General features: G+C 64.3%; 15 protein-coding genes. All 15 read left to right on the forward strand.

Going from position 1 to position 16,186, the window contains the following annotated elements; genetic code table 11:
- Positions 1-180: 180 nt before the first annotated feature.
- The 15 genes from CWS35_RS19830 to CWS35_RS19900 all read left to right on the forward strand — a co-directional run bounded on the left by CWS35_RS19830 (position 181) and on the right by CWS35_RS19900 (position 16,129).
- Positions 181-1,335: a transporter substrate-binding domain-containing protein gene (locus CWS35_RS19830; RefSeq protein ID WP_024579751.1), complete on the forward strand. Its 1,155-nt coding sequence runs from the start codon at positions 181-183 to the stop codon at positions 1,333-1,335.
- A complete protein-coding gene (locus tag CWS35_RS19835; protein WP_100953297.1) occupies positions 1,332-1,973 on the forward strand; it encodes an ANTAR domain-containing response regulator in 642 nt (213 codons plus the stop codon). Before CWS35_RS19830 ends, CWS35_RS19835 begins: the two co-directional genes overlap by 4 nt.
- 128 nt (positions 1,974-2,101) lie before the next feature.
- Positions 2,102-3,352 (forward strand): transporter substrate-binding domain-containing protein, encoded by a 1,251-nt coding sequence (locus tag CWS35_RS19840; protein ID WP_024579753.1) that lies wholly within the window; start codon positions 2,102-2,104, stop codon positions 3,350-3,352.
- Positions 3,353-3,478: 126 nt separating this feature from the next.
- Positions 3,479-4,348: an urea ABC transporter permease subunit UrtB gene (urtB, locus tag CWS35_RS19845; RefSeq protein WP_050627888.1), complete on the forward strand. Its 870-nt coding sequence runs from the start codon at positions 3,479-3,481 to the stop codon at positions 4,346-4,348.
- A gap of 94 nt (positions 4,349-4,442) precedes the next feature.
- Positions 4,443-5,504 (forward strand): urea ABC transporter permease subunit UrtC, encoded by a 1,062-nt coding sequence (gene urtC, locus CWS35_RS19850; RefSeq protein ID WP_244442145.1) that lies wholly within the window; start codon positions 4,443-4,445, stop codon positions 5,502-5,504.
- Positions 5,501-6,253: an urea ABC transporter ATP-binding protein UrtD gene (urtD, locus tag CWS35_RS19855; RefSeq protein WP_100953298.1), complete on the forward strand. Its 753-nt coding sequence runs from the start codon at positions 5,501-5,503 to the stop codon at positions 6,251-6,253. The genes urtC and urtD overlap by 4 nt, the downstream gene beginning before the upstream one ends.
- Entirely contained in the window at positions 6,246-6,938 is a 693-nt protein-coding gene (gene urtE / locus CWS35_RS19860) for an urea ABC transporter ATP-binding subunit UrtE (protein WP_024579757.1), read from the forward strand. The genes urtD and urtE overlap by 8 nt, the downstream gene beginning before the upstream one ends.
- Positions 6,939-6,971: 33 nt before the next feature.
- Positions 6,972-8,009 carry an aliphatic amidase gene (locus CWS35_RS19865; RefSeq protein WP_024579758.1) on the forward strand — a complete coding sequence of 346 codons (1,038 nt, stop codon included), beginning with the start codon at positions 6,972-6,974 and terminating at the stop codon, positions 8,007-8,009.
- Positions 8,010-8,091: 82 nt separating this feature from the next.
- A complete protein-coding gene (locus CWS35_RS19870) occupies positions 8,092-9,426 on the forward strand; it encodes a cytosine permease (protein WP_100953300.1) in 1,335 nt (444 codons plus the stop codon).
- A gap of 34 nt (positions 9,427-9,460) precedes the next feature.
- Positions 9,461-10,480, forward strand: a complete 1,020-nt coding sequence (locus CWS35_RS19875) for an alpha/beta fold hydrolase (RefSeq protein ID WP_024579760.1) — start codon at positions 9,461-9,463, stop codon at positions 10,478-10,480.
- Between the two features lie 46 nt (positions 10,481-10,526).
- A complete protein-coding gene (locus CWS35_RS19880) occupies positions 10,527-11,339 on the forward strand; it encodes a CbbQ/NirQ/NorQ/GpvN family protein (protein ID WP_305764544.1) in 813 nt (270 codons plus the stop codon).
- 15 nt (positions 11,340-11,354) lie between these two features.
- The gene (locus CWS35_RS19885) at positions 11,355-13,643 is read left to right on the forward strand and encodes a nitric oxide reductase activation protein NorD (RefSeq protein WP_157817188.1); all 2,289 of its coding nucleotides are present in this window, start codon (positions 11,355-11,357) and stop codon (positions 13,641-13,643) included.
- Between the two features lie 207 nt (positions 13,644-13,850).
- Positions 13,851-14,525, forward strand: a complete 675-nt coding sequence (locus tag CWS35_RS19890) for a secretin and TonB N-terminal domain-containing protein (RefSeq protein ID WP_157817189.1) — start codon at positions 13,851-13,853, stop codon at positions 14,523-14,525.
- Positions 14,526-14,535: 10 nt separating this feature from the next.
- On the forward strand, positions 14,536-15,039 hold the full coding sequence (locus CWS35_RS19895) for an RNA polymerase sigma factor (RefSeq protein WP_100953308.1): 504 nt from the start codon (positions 14,536-14,538) through the stop codon (positions 15,037-15,039).
- Positions 15,040-15,133: 94 nt separating this feature from the next.
- Positions 15,134-16,129 carry a FecR domain-containing protein gene (locus CWS35_RS19900; RefSeq protein ID WP_168226353.1) on the forward strand — a complete coding sequence of 332 codons (996 nt, stop codon included), beginning with the start codon at positions 15,134-15,136 and terminating at the stop codon, positions 16,127-16,129.
- Positions 16,130-16,186 lie beyond the last annotated feature (57 nt).

The following is a 16,186-nucleotide window of genomic DNA, read 5'->3' on the forward strand; positions in this document are numbered from 1 at the left end:
GGTCTGCCTCTGTTGAGGCTTGGCTTGCCTGCTTTCGCGTCAACGTCGCTGACAGGATGAGCTGCGAGGGTCCTTGTCTCGCGGCAGATGACATGCAATCTTCCGCTCCCGGCAATGCTGTTCGAGAGCAACAAGAACAATAATCCCTCTCGTCCCTCCTATTCTGTCGAGGGCCTGATCATGTCGAACCTTACCCAAACAACATCCGCTCCGTGGCGGATCGGCGTGCTGTTCTCGCGAACCGGCTTCATGTCGGTGATCGAGGAAACCCAATATCAGGGCACGCAACTTGCGATCGAGGAGGTTAACGAGGCCGGCGGGGTGTGCGGCCGCGAGCTGGTTCCCGTCGCCTATGACCCTGGTTCGGATTCGGCCGCCTATGGCCACTACGCCAAACGGTTGATGGTGGAGGATCAGGTTACGACTATGTTCGGCTGCTACACCTCGTCGAGCCGCAAGGCGGTGCTGCCAGTCGTCGAGCGGCTGAACGGCCTGCTTTGGTACCCGACGCTTTACGAGGGGTTCGAGGCGTCGCCGAACGTCATCTACACAGGCGCCTCGCCGAATCAAAACAGCCTCGCGCTGTGCCGCTATCTGATGGATACGTTCGGAACACGGTTCTATTTCGTGGGTTCGGACTACATCTATCCGCGCGAGTCCAACCGGGTGATGCGGGAGCTGCTCAAGAGCAATGGCGGCTCGGTCGTCGGCGAGCGTTACGTCAACGTCTATGCGCGCTGGCAGGACTTCGTCCCGATCATCCAGGACATCAAGCGTGTCCGGCCCGACGTGATCTTCTCGACGGTGGTGGGCGAGGGCACCGTGTTCCTCTATCAGGCCTATGCCAATGTCGGGCTCGATCCGAAGCAGACGCCGATCGCCAGCCTGACCACGACGGAAGCCGAAATCGCCGCCATGGGCTTCGACGTCGGCGAGGGGCACGTGACCGCTGCATCCTACTTCCAGGGCGTCGAAGGCAGCGCCAACAACGCGTTCGTGCAGCGCTTCAAGAAGCGGTTCGGCGCCGATATCTCGACCAACATGTGCGCCGAGTCATCCTATTTCCAACTGCATCTGTTTGCGAAGGCGCTCGAGCAGGTCAATTCGCTCGACACCGAGGTCCTGCGTTCCATGGTGTTCGGCACCAGTTTTGATGCACCGCAAGGTGCGGTCACCGTCAACCCGATGTCGGGCCATACCGACCTGTGGACCCGGATCGGGCGGGCCAACCGCAAGGGACAGTTCGACGTCGTCAGCCAGTCGAAGGAAGCGGTGCATGCGGATCCGTTCCTGATCGGATATGGTCGGGCAACGCAAACAGGAAGCGTCCAATGAACGAAATGTCGCGTAAGCCGTCGCCGAGCCGAGACGTCGGCGGGCGCAAGACCATGGTTCAAGAGCTCGCCGATCTGTCGGCGGTCGTGGTCGCGCCGGTCGACGATCAGATCGGCATGCTGATGCGCGAATTGCAACGATTCAGGATGCGGGTGCGGCAGGTCTGGCCGATGCCGGAGAGCGTGCCTGCCGACGCCGACGTGGTGTACTGCGAATATTCTTCGGATCTGGCACGGCGGCTGCCGTGGATTCCCGGCGACGCGCGTTCGGCGCTGGTCGTGATCCTGCCGGCGACGGAAGCGGTTCAGGCCGACGCGCTGTGTCATGCGACGCCCAATGCGGTTCTGCCGCGGCCGTTCACGCCGAATGCGGTGCTGTCGAGCCTCGTGCTGGCGCGCAGCCAGTTCGGCTACGAACGGCGGCTCCGCAGCAAGATCGAGAAGCTCGACGACAATCTGCGCTCGATGCGCACGGTGGAACGTGCCAAGGCGATCCTGATGGCGACGCGTCAGATGCCGGAAACCGAAGCCTATGGTTTCATCAGGCGACAGGCGATGGATCGTCGCGTATCGGCAAGCGCAGTCGCCGCGGCGATTGTTGACTCGTTCGAACTGCTTGGCTACGATCATCAACAGTAAGCCCCAATAGCGGGGCCGGCGGCGACACAGCCGCCTTCGACACAACCGGCAACAAAGCCCTCCCAATGCTCGCGTCAGCGCGCATCGGGAGGGCTTTTTGTTTTTTCAGTCCTGAAGGGAGCTTAAGGATGAGCATTTCACGGCGTACTTTGCTGAGGAATACCGCGGCGCTTGGCGCATTTGCCGGCGCCGGACTGCCGCATATCTGGGTCAAGAACGCAGACCTCGCTTACGCCGCGGGCGGCGAGATCAAGGTGGGCGTGCTGTTCTCGCTGACCGGAACGACCGCGATCATCGAGGAATCGCTGAACAAGGCAACGCTGCTCGCGATCGAGGAAATCAACGCCGCCGGCGGCATCAAGGGCAGCAAGATCGTTCCGATCGTCGAGGATCCCGCCTCCGATCCGGCCACCTTCTCGGAGAAGGCACGCAAGCTCGTCGTCGGCGACAAATGCGTCAGCGTATTCGGCTCCTACACTTCGGCGAGCCGCAAGGCTGTGCTTCCGGTGTTCGAGCGGCAGAACAATCTCTATTGGTATCCGACGCTCTACGAAGGCCGCGAGTGCTCGAAGAACGTGATCTACACCGGCGCGGTGCCGAATCAGCAGCAGGATGAGTTCGTGCCCTGGCTGGTCAAGAAGTTCGGCAAGAAGTTCTACCTGATCGGATCCAACTACATCTATCCGAAGGAAGAGAACAATTACTGCAAGAAGCTGCTCGAGAAACTCGGCGGCGAGGTCGTGGCGGAAGAATATGTGCCGCTCGGCCATTCCGAATTCTCGTCCGTCATCAACAAGATCCGCTCGACCCAGCCGAACGTGATCTTCTCGACCGTGGTCGGCGATTCCGTGGTCGCGCTGCACCGTCAGTACAAGGCTGCCGGCCTCGATCCCGAGAAGATGCCGATGGCGAGCCTGACGACCTCCGAGAACGAGGTCGCGGCGATGGGCGGCGAGGCGGCCGCCGGTCACTTCACCTCGGCGCCGTACTTCATGGTGCACAAATCGCCGGAGAACGAGAAGTTCGTCGAGGCCTACAAGAAGCGCTGGGGCGCCGACAAGGTGACGCATTTCGTGTCGGAGGCCTGCTACTTCCAGACCTATCTGTTCAAGCAGGCGGTGGAGAAGCTCGCGACCAGCGACCTCACGCCGCCGAACATCCGCGACGCGGTCAAGGGTCAGAGCATGATCGCGCCGCAGGGCAAGGTTCAGATCGAGCCGGAGAACCTGCATACCTGGCTGTGGCCCAAGATCGCCCAGGCGAAGTCGAACGGCCAGTTCGAGATCCTGGTCGAAGCCAAGGATTGGCTGAAGCCGGTGCCTTACGCGGCCTATCCCGGGCAGTCCTGCACCGAGAAGGGCCTGGTCGAGAAGAGCTGACGACGGGGGCTGACGAAGGCCGTCGGCGTGCGGCGCCGGCGGCCAGCTTCCTGCAATGCCGACTCTCGCGCAGATGCGTGCGAGCGGCAGGGTGCATCAAACGAACACGGAAGAGCGGATCCCGACGTGGACCAATTCATCGAACAAATCGTCACGGGACTCAGCATCGGGTCGATCCTGCTGCTGGTCGCGCTGGGGCTATCGATCATCTACGGCTCGATGGGCATCATCAATCTCGCCCATGGCGAGTTCGTGATGCTCGGCGCCTATGCCGCCTGGGTGTTCCATACCTATCTCGGGCTCGGCCTGCTGGCGAGCCTGGTTCCGATCTTCCTCGTGGTCGCCGCGTTCGGCTGGATCATCGAACGTTATGTCCTGAGCCTGCTCAACAACCGGCCGCTGGATACGATCCTCGCGACCTGGGGCGTCGGCATCATGCTGCAGCAGGCGGTTCGGCTATCGGTCGGCAGCGAGCTGCGCTACGTGCAGCTGCCGCCGGCATTATCCGACAGCATGGACGTGTTCGGCATCTCGGTCTCGTCGTACCGGGTGTTCCTGTTCGTGGTGTCGATCGCGCTGTTCGGTGCGACCTGGCTGCTGATGAACCGGACGCCGGTCGGGATGAAGCTGCGCGCCATCATCCAGGACCGCTCGGTCGCTGCCTCGTTCGGCATCAACGCCAAGCGGGTCTACGCGCTGACTTTTGCCTACGGCGCGGGCCTTGCAGGACTCGCCGGTGCACTGGTGTCGCCGCTCAAGAGCGTCTCGCCGGACATGGGCACCGGCTATGTGGTCGATGCCTTCATGGTGGTCGTGCTCGGCGGCGTGCAGAGCCTCGCCGGCACGGTGGCGAGCGCCTTCATCCTCGGCGAGCTCTCCGGCGGCATCGCCTTCCTGCAGAACGACACGGTGGCCAAGGCGATCGTGCTGCTCGCCATCGTCGTCCTCATCCGTTTCCGCCCCGAAGGGCTTTTCACCGCACGCGTGCGGGCCTGAGACAGATCGCCGATTCATGCCGTCGAATGCTTCTACTTCCAGCGGATTGCAGCGCCTCATCGGGCAGCTTGCTCCGATACTCGTCGTTTGCGCCATGGTGTTTGCGCTCCCTGTGCTGCTCAACAACGACTTCCTGCTCAACAAGGTCGCGCGCTATCTGGTGCTCGGCATCCTCACGATATCGCTGGGGCTGTCCTGGGGCTTCGGCGGCATCCTCAATCTCGGCCAGGCGATGAGCTTCGGACTCGGCTCCTACGCCATGGCGATGGCGCTGAAGCTCAAGACCGTTCCTGTGCACACCGGAGCAAGCGGCCTGCCGGACTTCATGGTCTGGAACAATGTCGCGCATCTGCCGTGGTTCTGGGAGCCGTTCCGCTCGCTGTCCTTTGCCATCGCCGCGGGCCTGATCGTGCCGGCGCTGGTCGCGGCGGCGCTCGGCTGGTTCATGTTCCGCGGGCGTGTCACCGGCGTCTATGTCTCGATCATCACGCTCGCCACCATGGTGGTGATCAATCTCGTGATCATCGACCAGCAGAGTTACACCGGCGGCTTCAACGGCATCACCGATCTGGCCCAGCTCGAGATCTTCGGCGTCGCCTTCGACGCCTATGGCCGCGCCACTTATTATCTCGTCGCCTGTTGCGTGCTGCTCAGCCTGCTGGTCGCCTTTGCCTTCACGAAGTCCAAGGCCGGCCTGATCGTGCAGGCGATCCGCGACCATGAGAGCCGGGTGCGCTACTTCGGCTACGACGTCGCGCTCTACCAGATCTTCGTGTTCGCACTGTCGGCGGCGATCGCGGGCCTCGCGGGCATGCTCTACACGGTCGTGATGGAGTTTGCCTCGCCGACCTTCCTCGGCGTGCAGCTCTCGCTCTCGGTCGTGGTGTGGTGCGCCGTCGGCGGCCGGCAGAGCCTGGTCGGGGCGTTCCTCGGCGCCGTGCTGGTGGCGGGCATGCAGGGTGCGCTGTCCGAATCCGCGGCGTTCCTCGAAACCTGGACGCTGGTGATGGGCGCGCTGTTCGTGCTGGTCGTGCTGTTCCTGCCGAAAGGGCTCGCTGGCCTGGCGCAAGTCATCCTGCGCTGGATCGTGCAGCGTCGCCAGGCTGCCAGTGGTCGCGTTGCGCAAGGCGTCGGCCAGACGGAGGGCAGCCTATGAGCTCGCATCTCGATCTGCGCGACGTCTCGGTCTCCTTCAACGGCTTCAAGGCGCTCAACGCGCTCAACATGAGCGTGCGCAAGGGCGAACTGCGCTGCCTGATCGGGCCGAATGGCGCCGGCAAGACCACGGCGCTGGACATCATCTGCGGCAAAGTCAAGCCGAGCAGCGGCACCGTCAATTTTGACGGTACCGCGCTCCAGGATCTCGAGGAGTACGAGATCGCCCGCGCCGGGGTCGGCCGCAAGTTCCAGGTGCCCAGCGTGTTCCGCGAGCTTTCGGTGAGCGAGAACCTCGAAGTGGCGCGGGCGCGCCGCACCTCCGTGCTGGGCAATCTGCGCTGGAATATCGGCAATGCCGGACGCGAGGACGTCGAACGCCTGGCCGAACTGGTCGGGCTCACCGAACAGCTCGACCGGCCGGCCGCCTATCTGTCGCACGGCCAGACCCAGTGGCTGGAGATCGGCATGCTGGTCGCCCAGGACGCCGAGCTGATCCTGATGGACGAGCCGACTGCCGGCATGACCGCGCAGGAGACCCGCAAGACCGCCGAATTGTTCGCGCGGCTCAAGGGCAAGCACACGCTGATCGTGGTCGAGCACGACATGGGTTTTGTGAAGGCGATCGGCGACATCATCTCGGTGATGCATATGGGCCAGATGCTGGCGGAAGGCACCGCGGCGGAAGTCGAGGCGCATCCGGAAGTCCGCCGCGCCTATCTCGGATCGGGAGGTATCAGCCATGCTTGAGCTGACCGACGTCGACGCCTTCTACGGCAACAGCCGCGCCTTGCAGGGCATCAACCTGATGGTCGGCAACGGCGAATTCCTCTCGGTGCTCGGCCGCAACGGGGTCGGCAAGACCACGCTGATGCGCAGCATCCTCGGCCTGATGGACCGGGTCACCGGACGTCTGTCGCTCGACGGCGCCGACATCTCGCCGCTGCGGACCTATCAACGCGCCAAGGCCGGCATCGCCTACGTGCCGCAGGGCCGCGGCATCCTGCCGAAGTTCACCGTGCGGGAGAACCTGACGCTCGGCACCTTCGCTGCCAAATCGGCCAACGGCATCGAGGAATGGGTGCTCGAGCTGTTTCCGGTGCTCAAGGATTTCCTCAACCGCTATGGCGGCAATCTCTCCGGCGGCCAGCAGCAGCAGCTTGCGATCGCGCGGGCGCTGCTGGCCCAGCCCAAGGTCATCCTGCTGGATGAGCCGACCGAAGGCATCCAGCCGAACATCGTCGAGCAGATCGAGGACGTGATCACGCGCCTCAACCGCGAGCGCGGCATCACGGTCGTGCTGGTCGAGCAGAATGTCGCGTTCGCGCGGCGTGCGTCTCACCGCTTCGCGCTGCTCGAAAAGGGACGCGTCGTCGCCAAGGGCGCGATCGGTGAGCTCACCGATGATCTCATCCAGCTGCACATGGCCGTGTAGCGGGACTTATCGTTCAAGAAAGGGAGTCGAGACATGTTGCATGGAGACATATCGAGCAGCAAGGACACGGTCGGCGTTGCCGTGGTCAACTACAAGATGCCGCGCCTGCACACCAAGGCCGAGGTGCTGGAGAACGCGCGCAACATCGCCAAGATGGTCGAGGGCATGAAACTCGGCCTGCCGGGCATGGACCTCGTGATCTTCCCGGAATACTCGACCCACGGCATCATGTACGACTCCAAGGAGATGTACGAGACGGCCTCGTCGGTGCCGGGCGAGGAGACCCGCATCTTCGCCGACGCCTGCCGCAAGGCCAAGGTGTGGGGCGTGTTCTCGCTGACCGGCGAACGCCACGAGGAGCATCCCAACAAGGCGCCGTACAACACTTTGATCCTGATGAACGACAAGGGCGAGATCGTGCAGAAGTATCGCAAGATCATGCCCTGGGTGCCGATCGAGGGCTGGTATCCCGGCGACTGCACCTACGTCTCGGAAGGGCCGAAGGGGCTGAAGATCAGCCTGATCATCTGCGATGACGGCAACTATCCGGAGATCTGGCGTGACTGCGCGATGCGCGGCGCCGAGTTGATCGTGCGCTGTCAGGGCTACATGTATCCGGCCAAGGAGCAGCAGATCCAGATCTCGAAATCGATGGCCTGGGCCAACAATTGCTACGTCGCGGTCGCCAATGCCTCCGGCTTCGACGGCGTCTATTCCTACTTCGGCCATTCGGCGCTGATCGGCTTCGACGGCCGGACGCTCGGCGAGTGCGGCACCGAGGAGAACGGCATCCAGTACGCCCAGCTCTCGGTCTCCCTGATCCGCGACGCCCGCCGCAACATGCAGTCGCAGAACCATCTCTTCAAGCTGATGCACCGCGGCTATACCGGCCTGATCAACTCCGGCGAAGGCGACCGCGGCCACGCGGTGTGCCCGTACACGTTCTACAAGAACTGGATCACGGATCCCGAAGGCACGCGGGAAATGGTCGAAGCCATGACCCGTCCGTCCGTCGGAACCGACGAATGTCCGATCGAGGGCATTCCGAACCAGAAGGTCGCACACCGTTGATTTGAGAGATCGAGCCGTGCCGGCGCGATCACACGCGCCGGCACGGTACCGAAAACTGTTGCAAGGGGAAACGGGGGTTGCCATGAGCAGCGAAGCCAATAGCGGTGTCGTTCATCACACTGAGGGGCAAATCGACGACCTTCTCGGCCACGAGTTTGAGCACGAGCCGGTGCCGATCAGCGCCCGGCGCAGCGCGTTCTCGGTCACCATGGTGTGGCTGGGCTTTCCGATGATCATCACCGGCGCGATGACCGGATCGCTGCTGGTGCTGGGCATGGGATTCAAGAATGCGCTGGTGGCGATGATCATCGGCAATCTGATCATGTTTGCGTATGTCGGCGCGCTTGGCCTGATCGGCACGCGGAAGGGCATGAACTTCGCGCTGATCGCCAGCATCGTGTTCGGCAAGAAGGGTTATGTGCTGGCGTCGGGCCTGCTGTCGACCCTGCTGCTCGGCTGGTATGCGGTGCAGACCGGCATCACCGGCGCCTTGATTTCCTCGACCTACGGTCTCAACTACGTGGCGATGACCATCGTCGCCGGCGTGCTCTATATCGGGATCACTTTCGTCGGGGTGAAGGGATTGCATTATATCGGGCTGGCGTCGGTGCCGCTGTTCGTCGTGCTCGGCCTCTGGGTCGCGGCCGACGCGGCGTCGACCACGACGTCGGCGGCGATCTTCAGCTATGCCGGCAACAATGGCGTGGCCAGCATGTCGATGGGCGTCGGCCTCACAGTGGTGCTGGCGCTGTTCATCGATGCTGGCACCGTGACCGCTGACTTCAACCGCTGGGCGCCCAGCCCCGGAGCATCGCTGTTCGCCACGTTCAGCGCGTTTCCGTTCGCCAATCTGGTGGCGATGCTGGTCGGCGGCGTGATGACGGCTGCGCTCGCGGTGCCGAACGCCAATCCGTTCGGCGTCGACAACATGTTCGGCTTCATGAACGGCAAGCAGCTGACCTGGCTCAGCATCCTCGCGTTCATCTTTCTCTACACCAATCTCGGCTCGGTGTGCTCACATTGTCTTTACAATGCGGCCACCGGCTGGTCCCGTATCCTCGGTACCAATATGCGGCTGATGGCCGTGATCCTCGGCGTCATCGGCATCGTCGTGGCGGCAGGCAACGTCTGGGCGTTCTTCATCCAGTGGCTGTCGCTGCTCGGCATCCTGGTGCCGCCGATCGGCGCGATCATCCTGGTCGATCAGTATCTGCTGCGCACCGAGGCGCGTGCGGATGTCGACTGGCGTGGCAAGCCCTTCATTGCCTGGGGCATCGGGTCGCTGTGCGCTTTTGCGGTTGAAAACCTGATGCCGGGGTTGTCCACTGCGATCTCAGCCGCGCTGGTCGCCGGCATTGTGTACGGCGCGATCGCGCGGGTGGACTCTTCGACCGAAAAGGTGGCGCGGCCCGCGTAAGCGATCAGCTCAATCAAGCAAGAAGGATACATCAATGAGCGTCGACTATCAGATCTATGATCTCGGCAATTTGGCCTTGCAGCGCGGCGCGACCATTCGCGACTGCAAGCTTGCCTACAAGACGTTTGGCCAGCTCAATGCGGCCAAGGACAATGTGATCGTCTATCCGACCTGGTACTCGGGCCAGCACTATGACAATGAATGGCTGATCGGGCCGGGCATGGCGCTCGACCCCGCGAAATACTTCATCATCATTCCGAACATGCTGGGCAACGGCCTGTCGTCGTCGCCGAGCAACACGCCGGAGCCCTATAACGGACCGCGCTTTCCGCAGGTGACGGCCTACGACAATGTGCGTGCCCAGCACCGGCTGGTGACCGAGAAGTTCGGTATCAAGCACATTCGCCTGGTGGTCGGCTGGTCGATGGGGGCGTTGCAGACGTTCCATTGGGGCGCGCTCTATCCCGACATGATGGATCTGCTGGCGCCGTTCTGCGGCTCGGCGAAGTGCTCCCGGCACAACTACGTGTTCCTCGAAGGCGTCAAGGCCGCGCTCACGGCGGACGCCGCGTGGAAGGAGGGCTGGTACACCGACAAGCCCGCCCGCGGCCTGCGCGCCGCCGCGCGGGTCTATGCCGGCTGGGGCTTCTCGCAGGCGTTCTATCGCGAGCAGCTCGACATCAAGACGATGGGCTATTCGTCGCTGGAGGATTTCCTGGTCGCGTTCTGGGAGGGCTTCTTCCTGCCCAAGGATCCGAACAATCTGCTCGCGATGCTGTGGACCTGGCAGAACGGCGATATCAGCGCCAACGAGGTCTACAACGGCGACTTCAAGGCCGCGTTGAGGGCGATCAAGGCCAAGGCCTATGTCATGCCCGGGCAGACCGATCTCTACTTCCCGCCCGAGGACAGCGAGAACGAGGTGGCGAACATGCCGAACGCCAAGTTCGTGCCGGTGCCGTCGATCTGGGGCCACTTCGCGGGCGGGCCGGGGACCAATCCGGTCGATGTCGGCTTCATCGACACCAAGCTCAAGGAACTGCTCGCATCGTGATGTCCGGTTGCGAACGGCTGCCTGCGCGATCATGGGAGGCGTGAGCTTGTCCAACCCCGCTTTGCTGCTTGACCAGTACCGCATCCGCGAGGAGCCGTATTACCGGCCGCTCAAGGATGAGGTCGAACTGTTCGGTGCGGCCTATGCGAGCCGCATACCGGTGATGCTGAAAGGCCCCACCGGCTGCGGCAAGACCCGCTTCATCGAGTATATGGCGTGGCGGCTCGGCCGCCCGCTGATCACGGTCGCCTGTCATGAGGACATGACGGCGGCGGATCTGGTCGGCCGCTGGCTGCTCGATGCGGAGGGGACGGTGTGGAGCGACGGTCCGCTGACCACGGCCGTGCGCCTTGGCGCGATCTGCTATCTCGACGAGATCGTCGAGGCACGTCAGGACACCACGGTCGTGATCCATCCATTGACCGACGATCGGCGCGTGCTGCCGCTGGAGAAGCGCGGCGAGCTGATCCACGCCCATTCCGACTTTCAGCTCGTGATCTCCTACAATCCGGGCTACCAGAGCGCGATCAAGGACCTCAAGGAATCCACCAAGCAGCGTTTCGCGGCGCTCGACTTCGGCTACCCCGACCGTTCGGCGGAAACCGAGGTGGTGGCGCGCGAGGCGGGCATCGAGCCTGATCTCGCCGACCTCCTGGTGAAGATCGCACAGCACAGCCGCAATCTGAAGGGCCAGGGTCTCGACGAAGGCGCCTCGACCCGGATGTTGGTGAATGCCGGCCGCCTGGTCGGCTGTGGCATCAGCCTCGAGAAGGCGTGCGAGACCACGATCGTCGTGCCCTTGACCGATGACGTCGACACCAGGAACACGTTGCGCGACGTGATTTTGGCCTGCGCGTGAATGGAAGCGTGCAAGGTGGCGGTCGCGCAAATCAGTTCGCTCGATAGCTTCCGATCCGAGCGGCGGCTTGCGACGCTGCTGCGCGGCCATGATGAGCTCGGCGCGGCCGTGCAGACCGCGCGGGCCGCGTTGCGCCGAACAGGCCAGCCCGATCACCTCCCGGCCTGGGACGAGGCCGTGCACCACCTGTTCGAGGCCAATCTCGGTCAGGCCGTGCTGCTGGGCTTTCTGCGTCTGTCCGAGCAATGGCCGGCCAGGCGGCCGGCCGACGATCTGATCGCGATCGGCCGCGCCGCCGGTGGTATCGGCCGCAGCGCGGGGAGCCGCGTTGCCCATGCGCTGCTCGCCGAGATGTCCAAGGTGCTGCCGCGGCTTGCGGATGCCGGAGACCTCGCCGCCGTTCTTGCCGCGCTTGGCGAGCTCGCAGAGGCGGGACCGGAATCGGTGGGTCTTGCGATCGGCCGGCTGGAGCAACTGCTGGCGCATGCCGGCGCCGCGGACTTTGCCGCCTGGGTTTCGGCCGGCTTGCGCGCGAGTGGCGGCCGCGCATCGCGCCGCCGCGGCTATTTTGCACTCGACGATCCGCTCTCGGTGCGGCTGTTCGCGGTCGGCCGGACCAGCGATGATTTTGCCCGGCTGGAGAAGCGCCTCGCAGCGACCATGCTCGCGCTGTGGAAGAGAAAGCCGCGTTTCCGCAAGCTTGCCATTGCACCGACACCGGTCCCGCGGCGCACCTCGCTCGCCGCCGGCTTCATCGGCCTCCCGGAGACCTTTCCCGGCTTCGCGGGCGAGGGGGCGGATGCCATCTATCTCGCGGCGGTGGCGCATGCCGGCGCGCATCTTGCGCATTCCACTGTCCGCTTTCCGGTCGGGCGATTGAAGGCGCTGCAAATCGCGCTGGTATCGCTGATCGAGGATGCCCGGGTCGAGACGCTGGCACTCGGCGACATGCCCGGGCTGCGCCGGCTTTGGCTGCCATTTCACAACGTTGTGCCGTCCGGCCAGGCGACGGCAGCCGGACTGATGATGCGGCTGGCGCGGGCGCTGATTGATCCCGGCTATCAGGATTCGGATGCTTGGGTAACGAAGGGACGACAGTTGTTTGCCGCTGCCGCCGACCGGTGGACCGATCCGGCGATCAGCCGCGAGATCGGCGGCCTGCTCGGCAACGACATCGGGCAGATGCGGTTGCAGTTCAACGCCAGGAGCTATGTGGTCGAACCGGCCTATCGCGACGACAATCTGGCGCTGTGGGATTTTGGCGATCAACCGGACAGCCCGACCGAGACCATCGAACTCGCGGTCGATTCCGTCCGGATCGAACGGCGTGATGACGCGGATGGACGCTCCACCGACGACAATGCCCGGCCGGACGAGACGCTGCGTGCGAAGCCCAGCGCGGTCACGTTGCTCGATGGATTTCCGGTCGCGACCTATCCGGAATGGGATTATGCCGCGCGTGCCGAGCGGGCCGACTGGACCACCATTCTGGAGACCGATGCCGTCGCCTCCGCCAAATCCTTCGATCCGCCGACCGACGCCGAGACCGTTTGCTGGATCACGCGACTGACGCGCGATGCGTCGATCGGACGGCGAATCAGGCACAAGGGCCAGCGCGACGGCGAGGCGCTCGATATCGACGCGGCGATTGCGCTGACGATCGAGCGGCGCGCCGGCAGTATCAGCGAACCCAGGGTCTACCAGCGCGATGCGCCGGGGCCGCGCGATCTCGCCATCCTGCTGCTGCTCGACCTGTCGCAATCGACCGCCGACCGCGACCGCCGTGGCCGCTCGGTTCTCGATGTCGAGCGCAAGGCCGCCGCAATCATGGCGGCGGCAGTCGACGCTGCCAATGACGCGATCGCGGTGCACGGTTTCAGCTCCGACGGCCGCGAGCGCGTCGGCTATCTGCGCATCAAGGGCTTTGACGAGCCGATGGATGCCATCATTCGGTCGCGGCTCGCCAGTCTCGGCAGTAGCCATTCCACCCGGCTCGGTGCAGCGTTGCGGCATGCGGGGGGCTATCTCGCGGGACGCCGTGCGTTCCGCAAGGTGCTGCTCGTCCTCACCGATGGCGAGCCGTCCGACGTCGATGTCCCGGACCCGCAATATCTGGTCGAGGACGCGCGCCGTGCCGCTCAGCAGTTGCGCCGGCGCGGCACCGATCTGTTCGCCTTCGGCATCGGCGAGGGGCGATTTGCCCAGCTCGATCGCATCTTCGGCGCGCGCCACGCGCTTCGCGTGCCGCGCATCGACGTGCTGCCGCAGCGGGTGATGCAGCTCTATGCCGAGCTGAAGAAGTAGAGCGGGCTGCCGTTCCAGTGCGGGTCGGACCCCCGCACAGCGGCTTACGCACCGTTGTCACACTTCGGCGTTAACGTTGCAGATTGGACACAGTGACCCGCCCGGGAAACAATCGACGCGGATGCGATGAGTATTGGATATCTTTCGAGGGGCTTGGCAGGGCGCCCCTCAGACGCTCGTCGACTACGCGTTTTGATCTGTCTTTGCATGCTGGGCGCCGGCGCCGATGTCGCGGCGGGACAACAGGGCGCGGCCGCTGCCGCGCCGCCGATGACGTTCGATATTCCGTCGCAACCCCTGACCTCCGCGTTGGAGAGCTACGGCGCCACCTCGAAGCGCGAGGTGCTCTATGACGCACGGCTCGCGACCGGCCGGCGCTCGGGCGAGGTGCGGGGCGTCTTCGCGCCGTCCGAAGCCTTGCAGATCCTGCTCGATGGCACCGGGCTTGTCGGCCGTCTGACGTCGGAGAATGCGGTGGTGATCGTGCCCTCGTCGCCGGCGGCCGGGCAGCGCGCGACGCCAGAGATCGACGCGCGAAAAGCCGATCCTGCGGTTCGTGACCGCTACTATGCCGTGGTGCAGGAACGCGTCCGCGACGCGTTCTGCAAGGACACGCTGCTGCGACCGGGCCGCTATCGGATCGCCGTCCAGTTCTGGATCGCGCCAACGGGAACCGTTGAGCAGGCCAGGTTGCTGGGCAAGACCGGCGATGCGCGCGTTGATGGCACGATCGAGACGACGCTGCGCGGATTGAACATGAAGGCGGCGCCGCCGCCGGGCATCGCGCAACCCCTGACGATGGTTGTCGCGCCGCGCCCGTCGGACCAGACGCAGGATTGCGCCGGGATCGACGCGATTCGTACCAGCGGCGCGGCGAATTGAGCTGGATGCGATGAGCGACGCAACCCGCATCATGCTGCGCAACTTTCTGGCCGCCCGTTACGATGATCTCAAGCTGCGGCTGAGCCGCCGCCTGGGATCGGCGGAGCTCGCCGGCGATGCGTTGCAGGACACTTATCTCCGTCTCGGGCAGGCCGAAGTGACCGGGTCGGTGCAAAGCCCGGCCGCGTATCTGTTCCGCATGGCGTTCAATGTCGCGATCGACCGGCAGCGCGCCGAGAAACGCCGCCTGGCGCGCAACGAGGTCCAGGATCTGCTTCATATTGTGGACGATGCGCCGGGGCCGGGCCAGATTGCGGAAGCCCGCTTCGAGATCGAGGCGCTGCAGAAGGCGATCGCGGAACTGACGCCGCGCCGCCGGGTCATCCTGCTGGCGGCGCGCCTTCAAGGCATGCCGCAGCGGGAAATTGCCAGCCGGCTTGGGGTCTCGTTGCGCCTGGTTGAGAAGGAGCTTCGCATCGCCCAGGAACAATGCGCGCTGAAGCTCGGAAAATAATTGTGCGGTTCATGGCCATGGCGAACGTCAAATGGACAAGCGGACGACCCGGCGGCGACAGCCGCCGATCGGGCGCGCTGCGAGGCATGTCCGCATGACGGGCAAAGGCGGCAAATCGACGATGGCGCTTGGCGCATTGGAGCAGGAAGCACATGCCTGGGTAAGGCGCTTGACGTCCGGCGACGCGACGGTCGAGGACGCCGACGCATTCCAGCTGTGGCGCCGGCAGAGCGCGGCCCATGCGATCGCCTTCGCCAAGGCCAGCAAGCTTTGGGAAACGGTCGGCAACGCCAGTGATAACCTCCGCTATGATCCTGCATCGGTCGACGCATTGCTCGATGGCGAGGCCCGGCGCGTGATGACCCGCAGGCTGGTGCTTCGCGGCGGACTTGCAACCGCAGCGGTGGCCGCAGGAGCGGTGGCGCTGCATCCGCCGCTCGAACTCTGGCCGTCATGGTCCGAGCTTGCGGCGGACTATCGGACAGGGACGGGAGAGCAGCGCAAGCTTGCGCTGAACGACAGCGTGTCGATCAACCTGGATACGCGAACCAGCATCGCGTTGCGGCCGGACCATGGCGACAGCAGCCGGATCGAGTTGATCACCGGACAGGCATCGATCGCGACCAGTCCGCGACTGGCCAAACCTGTGACCGTGATTGCGTCCAGCGGTCAGACGGTGGCAACGCAAGCCTCGTTCGACGTGCGCTACCTCGGCGCCGAGGTGCGCGTCACCTGCCTGGGAGGCGAGGTTCGCGTCGAGCATCAGGGAAATGCCCGCGTCGTTCGTGAGAAGCAGCAGGTCGCCTATGACGAGCGGCGCCTCGGCGATATCGTCGCGATCGATCCGGCGGTCGAGGCAGCCTGGCAAGAGGGCTTGCTGATCTTCCGTTACACGCCGCTGCCCAAGGTGGTGGAGGAGGTGAACCGGTACCGATCGGGCCGGATCTTCATCGTCAATGCCGAGCTGAATGCCCGTCTGGTCAACGGCCGCTTCCATATCGACCGCACCGACGAGGTTCTCCTGCAGCTCGAGCAAGCCTTTGGCGTGAAGGCCAAAGCACTTCCCGGCGGCATCGTGTTGCTGAGCTGAGGAGGCGCCGCGCGGGGCTTGCGAAAAAAGTTCGGGTCCAGCGTGCGGGTCGCCCTA

It is taken from the genome of Bradyrhizobium sp. SK17, from assembly GCF_002831585.1.
In the GTDB taxonomy this organism is placed as follows: Bacteria; Pseudomonadota; Alphaproteobacteria; order Rhizobiales; family Xanthobacteraceae; genus Bradyrhizobium.